Annotated in this window: 22 protein-coding genes; 17 read left to right on the plus strand and 5 right to left on the minus strand. The window is 42.2% G+C overall.

The features are described from left to right. The first annotated feature begins 155 nt into the window (after positions 1 to 155). The 14 genes from ACJVC5_RS13480 (at position 156) to ACJVC5_RS13545 (ending at position 14,381) form a co-directional block, all read left to right on the plus strand. Complete coding sequence (locus tag ACJVC5_RS13480) at positions 156 to 971, plus strand: DUF4382 domain-containing protein (RefSeq protein WP_408096048.1); 816 nt, start codon at positions 156 to 158, stop codon at positions 969 to 971. 42 nt (positions 972 to 1,013) lie between these two features. Continuing rightward, a complete protein-coding gene (locus ACJVC5_RS13485) occupies positions 1,014 to 1,589 on the plus strand; it encodes a hypothetical protein (protein ID WP_408096049.1) in 576 nt (191 codons plus the stop codon). A gap of 321 nt (positions 1,590 to 1,910) precedes the next feature. Further along, the gene (locus ACJVC5_RS13490) at positions 1,911 to 3,437 is read left to right on the plus strand and encodes a hypothetical protein (protein WP_408096050.1); all 1,527 of its coding nucleotides are present in this window, start codon (positions 1,911 to 1,913) and stop codon (positions 3,435 to 3,437) included. Between the two features lie 18 nt (positions 3,438 to 3,455). Further along, positions 3,456 to 4,151, plus strand: a complete 696-nt coding sequence (locus ACJVC5_RS13495) for an outer membrane beta-barrel domain-containing protein (protein WP_408096051.1) — start codon at positions 3,456 to 3,458, stop codon at positions 4,149 to 4,151. An 11-nt stretch (positions 4,152 to 4,162) separates the two neighbouring features. Next, positions 4,163 to 5,563, plus strand: coding sequence for a tetratricopeptide repeat protein (locus ACJVC5_RS13500; protein ID WP_408096052.1), 1,401 nt, complete (start codon positions 4,163 to 4,165; stop codon positions 5,561 to 5,563). 3 nt (positions 5,564 to 5,566) lie between these two features. Further along, positions 5,567 to 5,815 carry a hypothetical protein gene (locus ACJVC5_RS13505; protein WP_408096053.1) on the plus strand — a complete coding sequence of 83 codons (249 nt, stop codon included), beginning with the start codon at positions 5,567 to 5,569 and terminating at the stop codon, positions 5,813 to 5,815. A gap of 391 nt (positions 5,816 to 6,206) precedes the next feature. Beyond that, positions 6,207 to 6,893, plus strand: a complete 687-nt coding sequence (locus ACJVC5_RS13510) for a MotA/TolQ/ExbB proton channel family protein (protein WP_408096054.1) — start codon at positions 6,207 to 6,209, stop codon at positions 6,891 to 6,893. 9 nt (positions 6,894 to 6,902) lie between these two features. Beyond that, on the plus strand, positions 6,903 to 7,364 hold the full coding sequence (locus tag ACJVC5_RS13515; protein ID WP_408096055.1) for an ExbD/TolR family protein: 462 nt from the start codon (positions 6,903 to 6,905) through the stop codon (positions 7,362 to 7,364). Further along, entirely contained in the window at positions 7,365 to 7,841 is a 477-nt protein-coding gene (locus ACJVC5_RS13520) for a biopolymer transporter ExbD (RefSeq protein WP_408096056.1), read from the plus strand. 1 nt (position 7,842) lies between these two features. Then, entirely contained in the window at positions 7,843 to 10,719 is a 2,877-nt protein-coding gene (locus ACJVC5_RS13525) for a hypothetical protein (protein ID WP_408096057.1), read from the plus strand. 3 nt (positions 10,720 to 10,722) lie between these two features. Then, the gene (locus ACJVC5_RS13530; protein WP_408096058.1) at positions 10,723 to 11,541 is read left to right on the plus strand and encodes a tetratricopeptide repeat protein; all 819 of its coding nucleotides are present in this window, start codon (positions 10,723 to 10,725) and stop codon (positions 11,539 to 11,541) included. Between the two features lie 3 nt (positions 11,542 to 11,544). Next, positions 11,545 to 13,347 carry an AgmX/PglI C-terminal domain-containing protein gene (locus ACJVC5_RS13535; protein WP_408096059.1) on the plus strand — a complete coding sequence of 601 codons (1,803 nt, stop codon included), beginning with the start codon at positions 11,545 to 11,547 and terminating at the stop codon, positions 13,345 to 13,347. A 237-nt stretch (positions 13,348 to 13,584) separates the two neighbouring features. Next, positions 13,585 to 13,803 (plus strand): hypothetical protein, encoded by a 219-nt coding sequence (locus ACJVC5_RS13540; protein WP_408096060.1) that lies wholly within the window; start codon positions 13,585 to 13,587, stop codon positions 13,801 to 13,803. Between the two features lie 323 nt (positions 13,804 to 14,126). Beyond that, positions 14,127 to 14,381: a hypothetical protein gene (locus ACJVC5_RS13545; RefSeq protein ID WP_408096061.1), complete on the plus strand. Its 255-nt coding sequence runs from the start codon at positions 14,127 to 14,129 to the stop codon at positions 14,379 to 14,381. Here ACJVC5_RS13545 and ACJVC5_RS13550 read toward each other — a convergent pair. From ACJVC5_RS13550 to ACJVC5_RS13570, 5 genes are all read right to left on the minus strand, one after another. Next, positions 14,378 to 14,920 carry a hypothetical protein gene (locus ACJVC5_RS13550; protein ID WP_408096062.1) on the minus strand — a complete coding sequence of 181 codons (543 nt, stop codon included), beginning with the start codon at positions 14,918 to 14,920 and terminating at the stop codon, positions 14,378 to 14,380. The genes ACJVC5_RS13545 and ACJVC5_RS13550 overlap by 4 nt on opposite strands. A 286-nt stretch (positions 14,921 to 15,206) precedes the next feature. After that, positions 15,207 to 15,539: a hypothetical protein gene (locus ACJVC5_RS13555; RefSeq protein ID WP_408096063.1), complete on the minus strand. Its 333-nt coding sequence runs from the start codon at positions 15,537 to 15,539 to the stop codon at positions 15,207 to 15,209. Between the two features lie 175 nt (positions 15,540 to 15,714). Further along, positions 15,715 to 16,185 carry a Dps family protein gene (locus ACJVC5_RS13560; protein ID WP_408096064.1) on the minus strand — a complete coding sequence of 157 codons (471 nt, stop codon included), beginning with the start codon at positions 16,183 to 16,185 and terminating at the stop codon, positions 15,715 to 15,717. An 82-nt stretch (positions 16,186 to 16,267) separates the two neighbouring features. Further along, positions 16,268 to 17,155 carry a hypothetical protein gene (locus tag ACJVC5_RS13565; RefSeq protein ID WP_408096065.1) on the minus strand — a complete coding sequence of 296 codons (888 nt, stop codon included), beginning with the start codon at positions 17,153 to 17,155 and terminating at the stop codon, positions 16,268 to 16,270. Next, the gene (locus ACJVC5_RS13570) at positions 17,152 to 17,892 is read right to left on the minus strand and encodes a TIGR02147 family protein (RefSeq protein ID WP_408096066.1); all 741 of its coding nucleotides are present in this window, start codon (positions 17,890 to 17,892) and stop codon (positions 17,152 to 17,154) included. The genes ACJVC5_RS13565 and ACJVC5_RS13570 overlap by 4 nt, the downstream gene beginning before the upstream one ends. A gap of 290 nt (positions 17,893 to 18,182) precedes the next feature. Between ACJVC5_RS13570 and ACJVC5_RS13575 the strand changes: the two genes are divergently transcribed. From ACJVC5_RS13575 to ACJVC5_RS13585, 3 genes are all read left to right on the plus strand, one after another. Beyond that, positions 18,183 to 18,899, plus strand: a complete 717-nt coding sequence (locus ACJVC5_RS13575; protein WP_408096067.1) for a ZIP family metal transporter — start codon at positions 18,183 to 18,185, stop codon at positions 18,897 to 18,899. A gap of 232 nt (positions 18,900 to 19,131) precedes the next feature. Continuing rightward, the gene (locus ACJVC5_RS13580) at positions 19,132 to 20,124 is read left to right on the plus strand and encodes a ribonucleotide-diphosphate reductase subunit beta (protein ID WP_408096068.1); all 993 of its coding nucleotides are present in this window, start codon (positions 19,132 to 19,134) and stop codon (positions 20,122 to 20,124) included. 10 nt (positions 20,125 to 20,134) lie between these two features. After that, positions 20,135 to 22,483 carry a ribonucleoside-diphosphate reductase subunit alpha gene (locus ACJVC5_RS13585; RefSeq protein ID WP_408096069.1) on the plus strand — a complete coding sequence of 783 codons (2,349 nt, stop codon included), beginning with the start codon at positions 20,135 to 20,137 and terminating at the stop codon, positions 22,481 to 22,483. Positions 22,484 to 22,523: the final 40 nt, after the last annotated feature.

Raw genomic sequence — 22,523 nt, forward strand, 5'->3', positions numbered from 1 at the left:
TACAATTTGGGTCACAAAATGTCTTATTTTATCCTTGTTTGGTTGACTCTCGCGCCCAGGCTTTAAGTCAAATAATTCTGCCAGTTTAAATCTTCCCTTCCATATTTTTTCAAGGTTTACCGCCAAGAATGGGATCAACAAAACGGAGAAACCCTATGAAATTTATTATTCAGTTTACGATTGCCCTGATTCTTCTTCTTGGTCTTATTTCTTGTAATGACAAAAGCTCAAGTTCCCAATCAGGAACCGGGACCATTAGAGTCCTGGCCACCGATGCACCATTTGATTTTGATACCGTGGCATCGGCCAAGCTTACAATTGAGGGAATTAAGATAAGAGAAGCATCGGGAGATACCATTACCGTCATGGATAATCAGGTAACCCTGGACCTTCTGCAACTTCGAAATGGGCTGGTTGAGACTTTGAGTGAAATCGAAGTACCGGCCGGTAACTATGATGAGATCATGTTGATCGTTTCAAGTGCGACAGTTGATCTGAAAGATGGAAGACACTTTGATCTTAATGTCCCAAGCGGCGCACAATCTGGTTTGAAGGTATTTGTCTCTCCAAACTTGACTGTCACTACTGGTTTAAGTCATGACGTTCTTCTGGATTTTGATTTAAGTCGTTCGTTTGTTGCTCAAGGAACGAGCACTGATATCAAAGGCTTTAATTTTAAACCAGTGATCCGTGCGGTTAACTTGACCTCTGCTGGATCTATTTCAGGTGAAGTTCAGGGGCTAAATGAAGTCGGTCTTTCAGGGGCCACAGTTACGGTGACAAAAAACGATCAGACCGTTACCACGGCCGTGACGGATGAGGACGGCCACTTTAAAGTTCTAGGTCTGGCCGAGGGTACTTATTCGGTCACCGCTGAGAAGGAAGGATATAGCTCTCTTAAAAATGATTCCATCTCGGTGACGGCCGGAAATGAAGTAACCACTCAGTTCATCCTAACAGTTAACCAATAAGCATAGATTGACCTCTTTTATCTGGATGGCCATAATGTTGACATGATTAAACTTGTTGCTTGTGGCCTCCTATTCATGATTGTCTCTTGTTCTCAGTTGCCGTTTGCAAAGAGGCAAGATTCGTCACGGCCAAAAATTGTAACGACACCGGCCGAACCAGTAAGAACAAAACCGGAAGTAAAAGGGCCCACGGCCGTGTGGTATCTACATACCCACGATCGTGTGACTCTGTATTTGAGAAATGTGGATGATGCTTCTGCGGCCTCGATGATTATTGAGAGAGGCCTTAATCGTTTTCCCATTCCTGCTGGACACTGGGAACTTACAGGTTTTGAAGAAGCTGATCGTTCGTTCACATCCATGAACACCTCTAAGAAATTCGTTTTCCGTGTACGTCCTCGTTCTACAACCTATGCCGGTTCTATCGTCATTGGATGTCCAAAAGTCCAAACAGAGGACTTCAAATTTCTAAAACCCATGAAGTTTTTCAATCGCTATCCATTCAGTTCTGAGGTCGGTTTATGCGAAATGATCGTAGGCAATGATTTTGCAACGGTCAGATCTGAGTTCAAAAAGACCCACAAAACTAAGGGCTTAAATCTCACAATCGGCTTTTAGCCAACAAATGTCGCCACTCACTTAAGCATCTACGCAAACTCTTGGCACCTCATCTCTAAAGCTTCATAACACAAGTCTTTTTAACTTTTTTTAACGGGACCTCGTTGAAAAAAAAATTCGATCGCGTAGAATCAGCGCTGTTAGTTACACAATTCTTTTATTTTCGATTTTGTAGTTGGACGTTAATTCAAGCTGCACGTATGTAGAGACCAAAATCGAGAAGAACCGCAAGGCCAAAGAGCTATTTTCAATTAACGCACTCGTGGTTTTTTGAGAGTAGAGAACACATTTGTCGCCTTACGCTCCTTTAGGAGTCTAGTCATGAAGACCAGAGTTGCAAGCATCACGAATTTGATGTTCTCTTTAACGTTTTGTTTAGGACTTGCTTCCTGTAACAAAGACGATTTCTACCAAAAAGAGTTTTTAGACAATCCTTATCAGCCCGATACCACAGGATCGGTGAACGGTGGAGGCCAAGGAGGCCTTGATGCTGGTTCGGTTGGGGGCACTCAAGGTGGAGTGGATACAGGGGTCGATGGTGGTACAACTGGAAGTACCACCGGTTCCTCTACTGGTGGCGTTGATGGATCTGCCACTACAGGTGGAACAGTTGGTGGTGTCGATGGATCGACAACCGGCGGAACAGTAGGTGGATCAGTTGTAGGTGGTGTTGACGGATCAGCAACCACTGGTGGTGTTGATGGATCAACTACTGGAGGTTCAACAGGATCTACAACTGGTTCAACTGTTGGTGGTGTAGATGGATCTACAACATCAGGTTCAACTACTGGTGGAACAACTTCAGGTTCGACAACAGGATCTACAGTTGGTGGAGTTGATGGTTCTACAACAGGTTCAACAACTGGTGGTTCAACTACAGGTTCTACTACTGGTGGATCGACAACTGGTTCTTCAACTGGCGGCTACGGTGACTGTAACAACGGTCATGGTAACGACGCTGATGGAATTGATGAATCAAATCCAACTATTGGTACAGACCCTAGATGTACAAAAGAATCTTTCCGTCAGGCAAGTTCACAAACTAAGAAATTAGATATCGTATGGATCATTGATAACTCTGGTTCTATGTCTGATGAGCAAGTAGCTCTTGGTGAAAACTTCAGTGCTTTCATTGAAGACTTCATCACAAAAGATGTGGACTTTAAAATGGCCATCACAACTACTGATACAAGTTCTTCTTCGAAGAAAGGTCAGATGGTTTATGGTTCAGACACAAAACTGACTTCTGCTCGTGCTAAGGCCGATGAGTATCAGTTCATGAGAGATTTCAAAAATCTGGTAAGAGTTGGAACAAGTGGTTCTGGTTATGAAAAAGGTCTAGAAGCTTCAGAAGGTTTCATGCAGAAGTACGCTTCTTCATGGGTAAGACCAGATGCATACCTGGCAGTAGTGGTTCTGTCAGATGAAGAGGATCAGTCGTCTAAATCGGTTAAGGCCTACACTGATTACCTTAAATCGTTCAAATCAGAGGCTGGTCTTGTGAAAATGTACTCGATCGTTGATGTAAGTCTATCGAATGTTGGATCAAATGGTGTGACTACTGGTTATCAAAGATATGCAGATGCTTCAAAAAACACTGCAGGTATTGTTGCAGACATCCGAGATGATTTTTACAAATCACTTGGTGACATGGGTGAATCAATCATCAAACTTCTTGATTCTTTCGCCCTTGCTAATGAACCAGTACCAGGAACTTTAAAAGTGTATGTAAATGGTGTTGAGTCTTCTAACTATACTTACGATGCAGCTTCACACTCGATCAAGTTCGATCAAGGAAATCTGCCTCCAGTTGGTGCTGAGATTACAGTTACATATGTGAAACAGTAAGAGGATTAAGAGGGACGTATGTTAAAACTTTCGATCATTGCTCTTGGACTAATGTTGATGCTCACAAAAAAAACACATGCCGGAGAGAAGTCGTTATACGACTTCCTCTGGCTTGATCCAGACAAAAAAGTATACGTTCTTCAGAACAAACTCTACAAAAAAGAGCACTCGATCTATGCAGACATTGGGTATCTTGCAAACTTCACATCGAAGTTCCAAGATACTCGCGGTGTTGCCATCCGTGCCGGATACTACTTTCATGAAGAGTGGGGTCTGGAAGTTTTTTACAACCAGTACACAAACTCTAACAACGATGATTTCAGAAACGTGCGCCTGATTAATGAAGCGGAGCCATTCATCAGAAGATTGAATTCCACTTATGGTGCGATGTTAATCTGGTCACCGTTTTACGGTAAGATCAATACCTTTAACCAGATTTACTACTTTGACTGGTCATTTGGTGCAGGGGTATCGAAGGTCAATGCCGAAAGTAACATCAAAACTGTCACTCAAGGTAACGTTGCCAACAGTTACACAAAAGAGAACTACACAGGTGCTGTTTTAAAAACCAAAGTGAAGTTTCACCTAACTGAAAACGTTCATCTGGGCCTAGAGTATATGAATACCTATTACAATGCCCCAGGACCTAAAAGTCCTTCGGACAAGCTTCGTACCAATACTGATGTTGTATTTAGCGTAGGATTTTCTTACTAAGAGGGCCAATCATGAAGTTTTCACTATTCATCTTCACGTTACTGCTCGCGAATCCGGTCTTCGCAGAAGAAAAGAAGCCGGAGAAAACTTTGTCTCAGAAACTTGAAGACAAGAAGTATTACTATTCAGCTCTTAACGAGTTCTTCCGTGAGACTTATTCACGTGAGATCATTAACGATGACCTTAAACGTCTGGAAGATCTTCTCTACTATACGGGGATTGAGCTTCTGGAAGACTATGAGCCGTCACTTTTAAGTCGCTATCCAACTTCTTCCACAAGATTCATCCTTGGACGACAAGCGATGCAGAAGAAGGACTATAAGCGTGCACTGGATCTATTTGATAAGATCCACCCGGATCACCGTTACTATCCGGAAGGAAAACTTTTAGAGGCCCAGGTCTACGATAAACAAAACATTCCTAAGAGTCGTCTGACTGCCTATGAAGCTTGCCAGAGCTCAGCAGAGAAGAACGAAGGTTCGGCCAAAACCGAAAAGATTAAACGTTACTACCGTATGGTGTATGAGATCTGTCTGGTGAACAAGGCCCGTCACCATTTCAAAGTGGAAGAGTACCAAGAGTCGATCGACGCCTACAGTAAGATTCCAAAACAATCTTATAAGTGGCCATATCTACTTTTAGAAAAAGCATGGGTGTATTACCAAATGGGGGACTACAACCGTGCTCTAGGTCTTCTTACAACTTATAAGTCGCCACTTCTTGATACTTACTTCCTTCCTGAAGCTGAGTATCTGGCGGCCCTGTCCTACTTCAGACTTTGTCTGTATGAAGACAGTTTAACAATCATTAACCAGTTTTATAAAGAGTATCGTCCTCGCTTCCAGGCACTGGATGCCGTGTTGAAGCAGAACCGTAACTCACAAAATTATTTTTATAACCTGATGTTCAAACCAGGTGAAGAACTGAAAAAGCATGAAGAGTTCGTAAAACACATCATCACTCGTATGAAGAAGCAGACTCGTTTCAGTCTTGATTTCAATGCGATCTTTAAGATCAATCAGGAAATGAAACGTATCGCTCATAATGAGAAGCCAGTTATTCAAGAACGTTTGATTGGCCACTTGGCGCAAGTGAAAGAGAACATGATTAACAAAATTAACTACAACGCCAAGACTGATATCTTTCAGTTCCTGGAAGGTGTGCCTTTTCTTTCATCAGAATTATTTAAACTAAATCTAGAGATTATTTCGCGTAAGAAAGATTTGATTTATGGAAACAAGAAACTCATTGCTGACCGTAGCCGCGGGGACTATTCCAACGTGAAACGTTCACGCTTTGAGTACTTCTGGACTTTCCAGGGTGCTTTCTGGGCCGATGAGTTAGGGGACTATTCATTGGGTCTAAAATCTAACTGTCAAACTGTTCGAAATCAAACCACGGAAGAGGAGTGATTTATGAGAATCCTAGTTTATGTCCTTGGGCTGTACATGATGTCAGAGGCCTATGGCGAAGAACAGAAAGTGATTTATCAGTATAAGAAATACGAAAAGTTTGACTTAGGTAACTTAGAAGTGAAAGGGCAGCTGATTGCCCCCGGGGACATCTCGGTTCGTGAACGTGAGAGAAAGCGCTTTGAGCTCGATCTCTATACACGAAGAGACTTCGATGGCTTTATTAAGAAGGACGTAGAGTCGCTGAGATAATAAATCCAGCGACTTGTCCCTCCGATTATGCCTCGAAAAGTGGTCACCTTGAGAGGGTGACTACCACTATTTAAGGCACTCGGTGAATAAACATTTTGAATGCGGGCATTTTACCATTTTTTAATAAATCTCGATTGAGATTAGTTTTGAGAAGAGTAGAATGTCGCCTGTTAGAATATATTTTTCTTTGATTCTTCTGTTGGACGTTATCTCAAGTTGCACGTTTGTTGATGTCTAGAATCGAGAAAAAGAAAGACTCTACGAGTCTGTTCCGGATTTTAATGAATCATTCACACACAAAGAAACATTTCCTCAATGTAGGCATTGTATCTTTCGTTTTCATATCTACGAAAATCTCAAACGAAATTGAGTCACTTTAAGGGGGACGCTTATGGAAGAAGTCGCTGCTAATCCAGTTGTGCAAGAAAACATCATTCAATGGGCCGCGCGGTTCATGAATGAAGGTGGGATCTTTATGTGGATCATCGCCGTTGTTTGGTGTGTAGGGATTGCCATCGCAGTTGAACGTTTAAAGGCATACTTTAAGTTCGACGTGGATGGAACAAGCCTTATGGGTAACATCAAGAAGAATGTTATCGGGAACCAAGTGCAGGACGCCATTCAATCATGTTCTGAATCTCCGGCCCTTCTTTCATTTGTCATGAAGAACGGACTTAAGCGTGCCAATCAGACAAAAGAACAAATTCAGGACGCTCTTGAAGCAAGTATTCTTGAGGCGGTTCCTAAAATTGAAAAACGTCTTTCTTATCTTGCTCTTGCGGCCAACCTTTCGACCCTCCTAGGACTTCTCGGAACCATTCAAGGTCTGATCCAGTCTTTCGCAGCGGTTGCCCAGGCCGAGGCCTCTCAAAAGGCCCAGCTACTAGCAGAAGGTATTGCGGTGGCGATGAACACAACGGCCCTTGGACTTGTATCTGCGATTTCTCTGATGGTTGTTCACTCAGTGCTTATGGCCCGTGGTGAAAAAATGATCCAGGAAATTGAAGAGAACTCAGTGAAGCTACTAGACCTTCTTGCTACTAAGAAAGGTTCTTCATCAATGGACAAGGCAGCCTAAGAGGTTTTTATGAAAGTGGGACACAAAATCAAAAAGCCGGAAAAGTTGAACCTCGTTCCTATTTTGGACTCGGTGTTCATCTTCATTTTCTTCCTTTTGATGTCTGCCCAGTTCGTAGATGTGTATGAAATCGGCTCTTCGGTACCAATGACGAAAGAGGCCAAGGATGAGAAGCAGGAGAAGGATCCCCTGAATCTCACATTGGAAATCAGTAAGGAGCAAATTGTTGTGAAAACCGGTCTAAGAAACCCACGCTCACGTACTTTTGCTTCCGAACAAAAAACAGAGATGAAGGACTATCTCGCGGAACTTAAACGTCAGAACCCTAAAGAAAACACGATGATTCTTAAGACTGACCCTAAAGTTTCGTTCCAGACTCTGATCACAGTTATCGACAGCACGAAAGAATCAAAAGAAGCGAAGGACATGCTTTTTCCACAGATTGTGTTTGATAACAATGGAGTGAAGTAAATGAAAAAGAAATTCACAAGACACAAGGAAAGAGAAGCAGTGGATGTGGATATCACTTCATTACTGGATATCTTAACGATCCTACTGGTGTTCTTGCTTAAAAGTTATAACGCCTCGGACTTAAAACTCGACCTTCAAAAAGGACTTGAAATGGCCGATTCCGATGCGAGAACGATGACTCGTTATGCTCCCGTAGTTCAGGTAAACAAGGAAGCAAAAGTTTTCCTGAACAACAAAGAAATCGGTCGTATGCCAGCATCAGGAGAGATGCCGGTGCTGACTGAAGCTCTCAAAAAGGCCAAGGCAGGCATTGAAGCTGATAATGCTAAGAAAGCAAAAAATCAGCAGACCAATACCGAACTTGTAAACCTGGTGTTTGATAAAGACATGGACTATGCCGTCGTTCAAAGAGTTATGCATGACTCTGCACTTGCCGGGTATTCACAATTTAAGTTCATTGTGAAAGGGAATTACTAGGATGAAAGTTCTACTCTTTGCTCTACTTTACTCATCTGTAACCATCGCCGCGGAGACAAAAGCTCCAAAGAACGAGCGTTGGAACAAACTCATGACTCTAGTGGGTCAAGAGATGAAGATCCTGGAAAATGCCAAACGTAAAGGTGTTGAGATCAAATACCGCATGCTCGAACTTCATTCAGAGAAGGTCAAACTTATTCACGAGAAGAATAACCGTGAGTTCATGGAGAAATCAAAAACGAATCCAGCGCTTGCGAGAAACAAGGAAGGTTTCTTTGCTGAGACTCGTGCTTACTATCAAGTGACCAAGAACTTTGGTCTAAAAATCTTGAAAGAAAACCCGGTGAACCATCGAAAAGCGGAGGTCATGTACGCCATGGCCCTGAACTCCCGCGACTACGGCCGGGACAACATTACTGAGCAATATCTATTGCAGGCGATTGCCCTTGTGAAAGACCACAAGAATTCAATCCGTCACCATGCTGAAACTGCCTTGGCCGACTACTATTACAACGAAAAACGTTTCCCTGAGGCCATCACTTATTACCAACGTGTGATTAAGAACACTGAAGACGATTGGATGACAAAGCACTTGTTCAACCTATCATGGTGTTATCTTAAAAACCGCGAGTTCGATAAGGCGATTGATACTATCAAAAAGTCTTATTATGAATCGAAGAACCCTCTATATGTGAACATTAAAGATCAGGTATTAGATAATATCGGTTCTTTCTATGTATATGCCGGTCGTCCACTGGATGGACTTGAGTTCTATCTTGATAATGAGAAGGACCCGGTTCCGTACCTTATTCCGATGGCCCTAAAAACTTCGGACAAAGGTCATGAAAAAGAAACAAAAGAAATCCTGGATGCCGCTCAGAAGGTAGTGGATAAGAATGAATTCTATCAACACCAGGAAGAGCTTCTTCATACTTATTTAGATTATTACCGTCACTACAACCGATTTGCAGATCACGAGAAAATGTCTCGCAATCTTGTGGCCTACTATAAAAAGGCCCATCAAGAGCTGGCCGATGATAAAAAATCAAAATTCCAGATCGCTCTGAAGGAAGACGCCATAGAAAAAATGCGATCAGTTGCCGGTTTTCTACAGGTAAAACTGGCTAAGGATGTTAAAAAAGACGAAAGTAACTATAATGAAGATGAACTTGAAATTGTTTTAAACTATTTCTCGCATCTGATTACCTTAGATCCGAATCGTAAGGTTGAATATTTCTATTTCCGGGCCGAAACTTATTACTCAGTACTTCAGTATAAGAGCGCGGCCCCATGTTATGTGGAGGCCGTCAATGAAGCGAAAAGAGTTAAACATGATGAACTTGCTCGTAAATCTCTCAATTCTCTTCTTGCTCTTACCGGGCAAGAGGTCCTCGATAAAGATGAAAACAAAAAATACCTGATCTTCGCTTACTCGGAACACGTGGGTCTATGGCCTCGTGACGAGAAGAGTGAAATGATTTACCCAAAACTGTTCGAAATCTACCGCGAAATGCAGGACGATAAAAAATCAACTGCCGTTATTCGCGCCTATAATAAGGCCTATCCTGAACACTTAAAAGAGCAACAGACCTTCATGACGAAGATTCTGGATCAGTTCATTGATAAGAAAAACACAGAACGCCTGACTTATTGGGTGGCCGAGTTTAAAACGGGCTTCCTTTCATTCTCAAAAGACGTGATTGAGAAGACTGAAATCACTCTGGGTAACATCCTGTTCATTCAGTACCAGGAACTTGCCAAGAAGGGTGAACGTGTTGCTGCGATTAAAGGTTTCGAGAGCCTTTATGTGCATAAGCTTTATCCGGACAAAGTAAAATACCAAGCGGCCTTCTTCGCCTCAATGCTAAACCTTGAACTCGGGGAGACTGTGAAGTCTTACCACTGGCAGGCCCTTGCTTACGCTCGTATGACTGAAGAAGAAAAGTTAGAGCGTCGTGATGAGCAAATGAAGATGGCAGAACGTACTTACCGTCTTCAGGACTTTAATACTTCATATAAGATCGCAGATTTCCTTTTAAAGAAATTCTGTTCCCTAAAAGACGATACTCAGACTCGTCTCTATGAGATCGCTGTTATGACAGCACTTGTGGAAGAGAAAGCAGCGGATGCTGAAAGAATCGTTTCAGAGTACTCAAAATGTCTTAAAAGGCCTGAGGTTCGTGACCAGGCCCTGGCCCAGATTTATTCCCTTCATGAGAAGAAAGGGGACTTCTTCGGCCTTCGTTTATTCGTTAAACGTCACCACGTTGAGCCTTACATCACTCAGTACCGTTTCTCGCTCCAGAAGTGGTTTTGGGAGAAAACGGACATTAACTTAAAGGCCCATATCCAGGCCGAATTTAAGGATCTTAAGCATCCTGAGACCCTTGCCTGGTTACAGGAAATCAACCTCCACAAAGAGGCCGAAAAAGACATGCAAGATATTCGTGCCACTGTGGTTTGGAACAAGCCTCAATTTGATGGCGAGGCCTTCAATAAGTCTTTGGAAAACTATCTTTTGAAGCTTAAAAACTTCAAAGACCGTTATCAGCCTCTGACTCAGTCGACTCAAGTTGATCTTGCAATTCTTACAACTCGACTTTTTTCTGAGGTATACTCTCACATCGGTCAAACCATCCAGGGGCTTCGTCCAGCTGGAATGGATGCTCAGACCATGAACGATTTTGGGAATGCTATGAAACAACTTTCGCAACAGTTCCTGGTGGCCGCTCGTCAGTATGATAAGAATCTAGAGAAGGCCCTTAAAGAGAAAGAAACTCTTGCTTGGGGCTCTCGTTCAATCGCTTCTGTTGAAAAAGTTGAAAACCCAGTGTTCTCATTTTTCACTGGTCTTACCATGGATAAGAGTAAGGAGTAGGTCATGAAGACGATTAGTTTTATCTTTGCCCTTCTATTCTTCGCTTCATGTTCAACGTCTCGTATTGATCGTAAGATTGATGATGTGACTTGGGACTCTCTTGCGGATGAATCTTATCTAAGATGGGGTGAGACTCGTTTAACCAAGGCCAATCCTGATCATACTGTAGTGAACTGTTACAAGGGTGAAGCTCAAGAGACTCTTGATAAGTATAAAAGAGAATACATCACGAAGGGCCAGACTCCGTACTACTGGCTTCATATCGGTAACTGTTATTTCGTTCAAGACCAGTGGTCAAAGGCCGAGTTCTTTTACCGTATGACTATGGATGAAACAAAAACTCCGACTATTAAGTCCATTGCACTTAATAACCTTGGTCTGATTTCCTTTAAGTATGAGCAGTGGGAAAAAGGGAAGGAATACCTTCGTCAGTCAATGGCCCTTGCTCCGAAGTTCAAGGTCCCTCGCTACAATATGTCTCAATTGTATTTACAGTTTGGTCTTTATGATAAGGCGATCGAAGTTCTGAATGAGAGTGCCTTCCGTGGTCACAAAGACATTGATGTGTATTTCTCTTTGGCCAATGCCTATTTGTACAAAGGCGACCTTAAAACTGCTTCTCGCTACTTTAATATGATTCCTCCTGAGCATTTCCGCCGCGAGGACATTGCCGCGACTTATGCCCTTTACCTTATCCGTCAGGGTGATGTGAAAGGTGCTAAAGAGATCATGAACGCCAGAGATCGTTCGGACGTTCCTGAGCTAACGGCCATCTCACAAAAGATTGAAAAGATTCTCTCTCAAAGAATGAAAGAGGAATAGAGTATGAAGACCGCGACTTTACAAGGACAGTTTAGTTTAAAATGTCTTGATCCAAGGATCGAAGACGCCTTGATCATCGACAAGAAAAAGATCCTTATCGGTTCATCTGATAAATGTGATTTTAAACTGAACGACAAATCTGTTTCCTCTATGCACGCTTTCCTTTGCCTTAAAGGTGAAGGCTTCATGGTGAAAGACCTTTATTCTGAAGGTGGAGTATTTGTTAACGGTCGTCGTGTGGATGAGGCCAGTGTGTTCCCAGGGGACACTCTGACTATTGGTACGTTAAGTTTTGCCATCGAAGGTCTGGAAGAAAACGTTCCGGTCTTTAACCCAGATGAGGCGATTGTATCGGTTCAAACTCCAGCATCTGTCGAACTTCCTCCTCGTCCGGGTCTGATTTTCATTGATGGCGAGTACTGCGATATTGAATTCGATGATTCGAACTTTAAACCACTGACTGAGATTCCTAAGGTTTCAGTTAATGGTGAGTTTATTGACCTAGATCAGACCGAAGAAGTTTTGGACATCGGTTATTCAGTTAAAGATAAACGTCTGGAGATCATTTCTTATGTGAATGGTCTTATGATGGATGTTTCTTATCTTTCTCTAAAAAATGGTGACTATAGCTTCAATTCTCAGAAGAAGAAAAAGACAGATATCCTTTTCCATACTCTGAACAATACAAAGATCTTCTCGATTCAGAATGGTGAACTTAAGTTCTATGCTTCTGAAGCTGTTACTCCATCAACTGATTGGGACAAGATCAATCTTAACGATACGGTTTTCTTCAGCCACGGAACTGAGCAGGTTTCATTCCGCTTAGTGGATCACACCACTGGTTGGAGAGGAATTCCGGCCTTCTATCGTGACCGTGAGTTCTTTAAGCAAGGTGGTAAGGTCTTCGCTTCAGTTTTCCTTCCACTATTAGTGCTTCTTTTTATTACAGTTCCTCATCAAGAGGAGTTTAAGGAAGAGATCGCTGTTGTGTATAAGCTTCCTGAGAAAGTGGTTAAACCTCAAGAGTCTCAGGAGAAGTCAGAACTTACGGCCGAACAGTTAACTTCTAAAACTGAGAACACTGGCCATAAGGAAACGGAACAGCCGAATCAGAAGGTTGAATTCGCTGCCGCTTCTCAAAATAAAAAGGTCCAGGCCAAGGCCGCAGCTCCCACTCCAGCTGCTGCTCAGCCAGTACAAACGACTCCTGTGAAGTCTTATGAGTTCAAATCTTCGGTAGCGTTTAACTCCCTCGTAGGGGACGCTCCTAAAATCAATACCAATGGTTCAACTGCCAAGGGTGCTGTGAAAGACACAACCTTTAACTCTGGTACATCAGATAACGGTCAGCTAGTTGCTGGTGCGAATATTGGTGTGTCTAAGTTTAACGGTTCAGATAAGAGCGGTTCAGGCTCTGGATCATATGGTTCAAGAGGTCTTGCTTCTAAATCGGGCTTTGACTCTTCTTACCTTGAACCAAAAACAGTAGTTCTAGGTTCAATGGACCCAGAATTACTTCGTAAGATTTTAAGAGAGTACATTCCTCAGTTCCGTCACTGCTATCAGCAGGAACTAATTGCCAACTCTGATAAGATTAAAGGTGTAATCGACCTTAACTTTACTATCAGTGCCGGTGGTAAAGTTTCTAAGTATGCCATCAAAGTTAAGGACGCTCAGTTCTCTAAAAAGGGTGTCGGTTGTATGGGTCAGGTGTTGAGCTTGATCGAGTTCCCAAAACCAAAAGGTGGCGGGGTGGTGGATGTAAGACAGCCGCTTAACTTCTTCTCTGAAACGGAAAAAATCTAATAAAAGGCCCCCGCAAGGGGGCTTTTTTCTGGTGTTCTTTTGTAGAGTCCACTTTCTCCAGGGAAAGTGAAACTTAAGATTTTATCCCGCAATCTTCTTCGCTTCTTCCTTATCAATCAATATGACGTTTTAACGCAGAATGGTGTTTGATCCCCTCACATTTGGAGCACAAAGATTCCCCAGAATTTCATTCGCTCCGGCCACTGTGGTAAAGACTCCTCAACTTAAGGAGTTCACATGAAAAATCTTATTCTTATTGGTTTATTGTTTTCTTCAATTGGATTCGCAAATACAACAACTGTCACGATGGGGATTCAATGTCGTGCAGACGCAGCTGACGGTGCAGTGGCCTTTGCTACTCACATGAACCGATACACTTCTCAATCAATGGCCCTACAACAGTGCCAGGCCAGCAGCCGTCGCCCTGAAACTTGTCGAATCGTAAGCTGCCTTTAAATAATCTAAAGAGGTTCTCGTCCATCTGATGAGAACCTCTTTTTAAAAAATCTTGAGAATACTTTTCCAAAACTTCATGCCTGTTTCATTAAAATTTCTGCTTTTTCACTCTTAAAATTCCAATCTTCTTTGAACTGCAAAATAACGATGTCTTGATTTATTTTGCATCAAGAAAGCTTAAACTTATTCATCTTAAGATTTCGTTAAGCTCTATCTTGATAAAAATTTCAAATCTCACAAAACCTTTCATCTCTAAATTTACGAACCAAGTTTCTTTCATTAATAGAGCTCCACCAAATTTTTTACTTTTAAAAGGAGTATCTATGAAAATGCTAGTTCTAGTTGGTCTTGTTCTTTCTACTGTTGCTTTTGCTGAAACTTCTGAGGTTGAGTCGGTTGAAGCAATGGATGTTCAACCTGCTCACCGCTGTGAAGCTCGTTCTTCTGATGGGGCAGTTGGTGTAGGTGTAAGCCAGAATATTTATATCGCCCAAGACATCGCGATTCGTTATTGCATGAACAACAGCATGTACCCAAATACTTGCATGCCAGTTGGATGTGTTAGAACAATTTACTAAGCACTTTTTTTAAAGACATCGTCTTTATAGTGCTTGTATTCGTCCTCTGTAATTCCACCAGTTTCTTTTAACTGATAGAGGCGGGAAAGATTATCAATCTTTTTCGCCTCTTTTTCTTCATCTGATTCTTCCAAACGATCATTTGACATGACCTTTTCAAGTCGACCAAAAACTGATCCGTGGCCCGTCACCGCACCTTCTGCAAATAGTAGGATCCCCAGTGGAATAATCGAGACGTAGGGAATGGTAAGAAGCACGGCCGTGATCACTTGATAGGGAGTCTCATTGTAGGTCGTTCCTCTGAGGTCTCGCAGACGTTTAAAAGAGTTAATAAGGCCCACACAGTAGATCCCAATAGAGAGAACCAGCGATAGTCCAAGTAGTGCGGAAAAGACAAAGTCATTCTCAGTAGGAATGTAACTTAAGGCCAATAAGATGGCGAAACTCAGAAGAAAAATGATCATCATGTTCTTTAAATAATTCAATCTTCCAATGACTCCGCCTCGACGAAATAGATGGTTGTTTATTTGTAGATCCATAAAGCACCTCTCAAATAATCTTTTCACATCTATCTTAAAGGGAAAATTAACGAACTAAATGAGGTCAGCGATCCAAATTGCTAATGGATCGTTTTCTCGATGACATGTCTGTGCCCTCAAGAAAATCTTTATATAATAGTTGTATGCCAAATTTACTTAGGTCTTTGTGGAGCAAATGTTTTCGCTATTGTGATAACGACTGGTCTGTGGTGGTTGAGGGAGTGGTTTTCCTCTTCATCCTTGCGATGATTTGTCTGAAATTTAGCGAATTTCTTTATCAATAATTTTAAGCGGCCTTCTTAGGGCCATTTACGTTCTTCTTATTCTGAAAGTCTTTCAAAATTCTTTTCTGCATATAAGATTCAATTTTTTTCACCATTACGGGGTTAGTGCTAAATCGAAATGAACCTCGATGTCCATCATAGGTCTGCCATTCGATCTTTCCCCAGAACAAGAATTTAGGGGCAGTGATTTCAAATCTTGAAAGCGCTTGTAGTTCCCAACTTATAACAGGATTTTCTTTCGAGAAAACTGTCCGCCATCCTTTCTTGATCAAACTGAGTTTGTCGTCATGGATTTCTAGTTCGTGACTCGGTCCCTGAAGAGTGTAGAAAATCACAATTCGCCTCCGTGAAGTGTGTTGGCTTATCGAGAAAGCCTCTTAAAAGATAACCTTTTTTCGGCCTAATTTTTTAAGAATATTTTTTTATTTATGTGGGGAAAATTGAGTTCGATCTGGGGCCAAATTGAAAAAATTGAGCTGCTAGTTTTACCTAGCAGCCCACATTAAAATATTATTTTTCGAGTAAACTACGAAGCATCCATGCGTTCTTTTCATGTAGCTGCATACGTTGTGTAAGAAGATCAGCTGTCGGCTCATCTGAGGCCTTGTCTACTGTCGGGAAAAGTGAACGGGCCGTCTTTGTTACTGCTTCCTGGCCGTGTACAAGATGTTTAATCATGTCTTCAGCTTTTGGCTGACCTTTAACTTCCTTAATTGAACTTAGTTGTGCAAATTCTGAATATGTTCCTGGTGCCGGATATCCTAGAGCGCGGATTCTTTCAGCGATAAGATCCACTGCCAGTGCCAATTCGTTGTACTGGGTTTCAAACATCAGGTGAAGAGTGTTAAACATCGGGCCTTTCACGTTCCAGTGAAAGTTGTGGGTCATGAGGTAAAGTGTATAAGTGTCGGCCAGAAGGTGATTAAGGCCATTGGCGATCGCTTTACGATCTTTTTCTGAGATGCCGTTGTCGATTTTCATAAAACATCCTTTGGTTACTAGAGTTGGAATAATTCTAGTATCCAAAGGTGTTTTTATCTAATTGATATTTCTTATTAGCTTATTAATTTTGTCTATTGGCCGACTGAAGCAGTTCAAAGGTTTGCTGATAGCTTCTTTCCTCGAATTCCTTATCGTTGATGCGAAGCTCGTTGAGCTCATCACCTAGTTTTTCTTCGTTAAAGAGGATGGCCTCTTGGAACTTAACGCGGAAAACGCTTTCTGTGCTGTTCATATTCAAATCGGGTCTGTAATGGCCTTTTTTATAAGCACCAACTACCAGACGCTCTTCATACTTCTTTAGCACTTCATCAAACTTGTTCGTGTTTGGTCGGTTGATAAAGAAAAGTGAAGTGAGACGTTGAAGTTCAGCATCAGTTAGATCATAGAAGGCCGGGTGAAACGTTTGAGCAAATCGGATCGTTTCATGAATATAGAGGATCTCGGCCGAAAGGGGGTCAAGTCTTTCAAAAACATTTTTAAAGACCACAATTGAGCCGTTTTTATAGGTCAACATGGCCGGAGAGAAGCTTTTACAGATAGTATGATTCTCAGAGAGTTCCGCCTTGAATAGGCCATTTAAAGTCAAAGTTGAGACCTGGACCTGAGAAAATAGCTTGTAGAGCTCGCTAAAAAGCTGGTGAGATTTCGGGTGGCCTTGGGCGATGAATGCCAATCTTTTATAGGCCCTTCTTGCGAAATATCTCTGGGTCATATCGTAATAACGAGTTGTAGGAACGTAAAACCATTGAGTCGCTGAATCGTAAGAGCGATTTGTGCCACGGGGTCTTTTGACGATCATTTCGGGATACATAACTTCTTCGATTGAGCGCCATTCTCTCACTCCGTGGAAGTTTTTGATCCAACAGCCATTCATGCCACTTCCGGTCTGGCCGCCGGCAAAGGCACTTGTAAACGAAAGAATTAGTACGAGAGCTAGAATTAATTTCATGCTTCTTGTCCTTTAGTGAGTGGGAAGAATGAAACAGTCAGTTGGTAGACCTCATTAAGAGAACTTTTTTTCTGAATGTATTGTCCCAGTTCGGCCTGGAAGGCCATGATTTTATCTTTGATTTCTGGAAGTCTGTTTTTATCTACCGCAACGGTCAATGAGCCATGGTAGCGAGACTCAATTCCTACCTTATCAATCGCTTCAAGGCTAAGTTGAGAAAGTCTTCTTTGAAGAAGCTTACGGGCCTCAGATGTTTTAGATCCATCTACCCAAGTATTATTAGGCTTAAGAAGTTTGTAGATGTTCTCATCATTGCTAATGAAACCAAGCTTAAGCAATTGAGTGACGATTCCCTGCATCTCTTCTACCGGAATATGAAAACGGGCCGCGAGGGCTTCCATAGAGCACTTGTTATCAATTTTTAGGTACTCTAAAACGCCCCAGTATTTCCAATCTCCCATGACCGTCATGAGAGATTCTTCAAGCTCTGCGTACTCACTTAGTAATGTTCTTCTTTCCTCTTCAAATTGAGCGATTACAGTCTCGCTGGCACCCAGTCTTTGGAGGCATTGATTTCTGATGGTCCATGAAAGATCTCTGGCACCATTAAAAAACTTTGAAAGAGTAGATTGATCCACGCCAAGTAGTTTGGCAAAGGCACGCAATGAATAAGAAGGATTGCGGCTTCTTCTTTCGAGAAATTCTTTTTCCAAGTATGCAGCGAAGTTCTTTTGCATAATAAAACCCAATGTGAATAGTGATTTTGCGATTTCTTAGCGAAGAAATTTTTCTTTGAATAGTCCCCGAAAGGACCACATTCTGGTCCAGCGTTATGAAGAGTTGAAATCACGTTGCGATGGCAGAGGCCTTCCATCACTTTCTGCATCTGTTCAACTTAGTAAACGCATAATTTTCAGAGTGAAGAATGGTACTTGAAATTCTTTGATTAAGAATGGAGCGGCCTTGAATAATCAGGAATTGGATAGGGGATTCAGAGACGGTTACAATCATCTTCAGGAGGTTAGGCATGAACATGTCGACCTTTTTAGGACTCCTATTTATCACCGGAGGCTCAACCACTCTGGGCTCTCTGCCTGTTCTCTTCCATCATTACTTTAAAGAATCACAATGGAACTGGTGGGAGAGTTTTGGGGGAGGAGTGATGGTGAGTGCTTCTTTCTTTTCTTTATTATATCCGGCCTATGAGATGGGTGGGATCAAAGCACTTCCGTTTGGCATGGTTTGTGGTTTCGTTTTTATTTTCTTCATGGCCTATCTCATAAAGAAGCTTACCCAAAACATTCACCATCAACGGGCCTTTCTCTTTGTGTTTGTCATGGGCCTTCATAATATTCCTGAAGGCCTCGCTGTTGGAGTTGATGTGGCCGCTCTTGGATGGAGAGAGTCTCTTCCTCTCACTGTCGCCATTTTCGTTCAGAATTTACCTGAGGGACTGGCGAGCTCGATGAGTTTCATAGTGGCCGGTTTTAAGGTAAGAGAAGCGCTCATTGCAAATTTTGTTACGGCCTTAATTGAGGCCTCCTCTGCCTTCCTGGGATACAGTTTTGTCTCTGAATCTGTCTTAGGTCTTCCTTTCTTGCTCTCATTCTCAGGTGCATGCATGTTGTCTGTGGTAGCGCGTGAAGCATGGATAAAATATCGAAGTGCTGAGGCGGCAAGTATTTCCCTGTCCGGATTCGTGGTTGGGCTGTTTGTGTGCGCCGCTCTTGATTTACTTTTGTAAAGCGCGTCCGCATTGTGCACATTTACATGTAAGAATTTGTTAATTTTTAGGCGTTTTTCTCGATATATTTTATCGGAGATTACACTAAATCTAGTTATAAAAACCGTCAAAAAAATGTCGATACCACTATATATAGATTTTTCGCTTTTCAAATGTCAGATCAACTACTACGCTTATTTTAAGACAGATAAAACAACACAACCACACACATCATGAAGAAGGAGCTGGGGTTATGAGCGCAAGCACGGAGCTTTTACTTAAAGAAACAACTGATCGTTTTGTACTTTTCCCGATCAAGTACCACGACATCTGGGACATGTACAAAAAGGCCATGGCAAGTTTTTGGACTGCCGAGGAAATTGATCTTTATTCCGATCTAAATGATTGGGAAAATCTGAACGAGCAAGAGCGTCACTATATTTCACATATCCTAGCGTTTTTCTCTGCGTCAGACGGTATCGTTAACGAAAACCTAGCGCTTCGTTTTTATAACGATGTTCAGATCCCTGAAGCTCGTTCTTTTTACGGCTTTCAGATCGCGATGGAAAACATCCACGCTGAAACATACGGCCTACTGATTGATACCTATATTAAAGATCCGAAGAAGAAGGACTACCTTTTCAAGGCGATCGACAATATTCCATGTATCAAAAAGAAAGCTGACTGGGCCATGAAGTGGATCTACGGAAACGGTTCATTCGCTGAAAGACTTGTGGCCTTCGCTGCTATCGAAGGAATTTTCTTCTCTGGTTCATTCTGCTCAATCTTCTGGTTAAAGAAGCGCGGCCTTATGCCAGGTCTGACTTTCTCAAACGAGCTGATCTCTCGCGATGAAGGTCTACACACAGACTTCGCTTGTCTTCTTTACAGAAACTATATTCAAGATAAACCATCTGAGTCTCGCATCCGTGAGCTAATCACTGAAGCAGTAAACTTCGAGTGCGAATTCATCACTGAAGCTCTTCCGGTTTCTCTAATCGGTATGAACGCAGACATGATGAAAGAATACATTAAGTTCGTGGCCGACCGTCTTATGAGACAGCTTGGTTACTCTGATGTTTATGGTGCTAAGAATCCATTCGACTGGATGGAGCTGATTTCAATGCAAGGTAAAACTAATTTCTTCGAGAGAAAAGTTTCTGAATACCAAAAAGCAGGTGTTGTTAACTCAACAAAAGAAGCTGCTGGTTCAAACTTCGCTTTCTCAACAGATATGGACTTTTAAGGAGTAGAAAATGTTCGTTACAACACGTTCAGGGAAAAAAGAACCCGTACAATTTGATAAAATCACTCACCGTATTTCTCAGTTAACTTATAACTTAGATCCAAAATACGTAGACGCTGTTCAGGTTGCTAAGCGTACGATCAACGGATTGTTTGATGGTATTACAACTGATGAATTAGATAACCTTTCAGCTGAAGTTTCTGCTTATATGACTTCAGTTCACCCAGACTACGCTCGTCTAGCGGGCCGTATTGCTGTTGCGAACCTTCACCGTTCGACTTCAGATTCGTTCATGGAGACTTTTGAGACTCTTTATAACTACGAAAATGAATTCACTGGCGAGAAGCAACCGCTTATCTCTGAAGAGATCTTCAATTTCGCTCGTGAGCATAAAGATAGAATCTCTGCTGAGATCGCTTACTCTCGTGACTTCGAATTCGATTATTTCGGATTCAAGACTCTTGAGAAGTCTTATCTTTTAAAAGTTAACGGTAAAATTGTTGAGCGCCCTCAGCACTTGTTCATGCGCGTGGCCCTAGGAGTACAAGTTGGAAACATTGAAGAAGCTATCAAGACGTATCACCTTATTTCTGAAGGTTTCTTCACGCATGCTTCTCCTACTTTGTTTAATGCCGGTACTAATAAGCCGCAAATGTCGTCATGCTTCCTGGTAGCAGCGAAGGACGATTCAATCGAAGGTATCTACGAAACACTTAAGCAGTGTGCTCTTATCTCTCAATCTGCTGGTGGTATCGGTCTTTCAATCCACAATATCCGCGCGAAAGGTTCATTCATCCGCGGAACAAACGGTACATCTAACGGTATCGTTCCTATGCTTCGCGTGTTCAACGATACTGCTCGTTACGTTGATCAGGGCGGTGGTAAGCGTAAAGGTGCTTTCGCGATCTACCTTGAGCCTTGGCACGCTGATATCGAAGACTTCATTGAACTTCGTAAGAACCACGGTAAAGAAGAGCTACGCGCTCGTGACCTTTTCTACGCTCTATGGATCAACGATCTATTCATGCAGAGAGTGGAAGCGGACGCTGATTGGACTCTTATGTGTCCAAACAAGTCTCCAGGTCTAGCTGATGTTCACGGTAAAGAGTTCAATGCTCTTTATGAAAAATATGAAAAAGAAGGCCGCGGTCTTAAGACTGTTAAGGCCCGTGACCTATGGTTCAAAGTGATTTCATCACAAATTGAGACTGGTATGCCGTTCATGCTTTACAAAGATGCAGCGAACGAGAAATCAAACCAGAAGAACCTTGGTACAATCAAGTCTTCTAACCTTTGTACAGAAATCATGCAGTACACTTCTGAGAAAGAAATCGCTGTATGTAACCTTGCTTCTATCGCTCTTCCTAAGTTCGTTGAAGCAGCCGAATTCAATCACGCTAAACTTTACGAAGTTACTTACCAAGCAACTCGTAACTTGAACCGTATCATTGATCTTAACTACTACCCAGTAGAAGAAGCTCGTTACTCGAACATGAAAAACCGTCCAATCGGTCTAGGTGTTCAGGGTCTAGCTGATACGTTCTTCAAAATGAGAATGTCGTTTGATTCGGCCGCAGCTCGCGAGCTTAACAAACAAATTTTCGAAACAATTTACTTCGCGGCACTTTCAGCTTCTGCTGATCTTGCTAAAGAGCACGGTCACTACGATTCGTATGAAGGTTCTCCAATCTCTAAAGGTATCCTTCAACACGATATGTGGGGTGTAACTCCATCTAACCGTTGGGACTGGACAACTCTAAGAGCGAAAATTAAGCAGTACGGTGTTCGTAACTCACTTCTTATGGCACCTATGCCGACTGCTTCAACGTCTCAGATCCTCGGTAACAACGAGTGTATCGAGCCAGTAACTTCTAACATCTATACTCGTCGAGTTCTTTCTGGTGAGTTCGCTATGGTGAATAAACATCTTGTGAAAGATCTTATTCAGCTTGGACTCTGGAATGAAGAGATGAAGGACCGTATCATCGCTCATAATGGATCGGTTCAATACATTCCAGAGATTCCAGCTGATCTTAAAGAACTTTACAGAACAGTTTGGGAAATTAAGCAAAAGTCGATCCTTGAGATGGCCGCTGACCGTGGTGCTTACATCGATCAATCTCAATCGCTTAACATCCACATGGAAGATACTAACTTTGGTAAGCTTTCTTCACTTCACTTTGCTGCGTGGAAGCTTGGCCTTAAGACTGGTATGTACTATCTTAGAACTCGTCCAGCAGTGGATGCAATTAAGTTCACAATTAAAGAAACTGCGAAAACAGTTACAGCTGCCGACAATCAAGCGGCAATGGTTTGTTCTCTGGATAACCCAGAAGCTTGCGTAAGCTGCGGTAGCTAGTTTGTTATCTGTCAGGGGCCTCTCACAACGGGATGTTGTG

Origin of the sequence: Peredibacter sp. HCB2-198, from assembly GCF_045999315.1 — a bacterium.
Classification (GTDB): Bacteria; Bdellovibrionota; Bacteriovoracia; order Bacteriovoracales; family Bacteriovoracaceae; genus Peredibacter.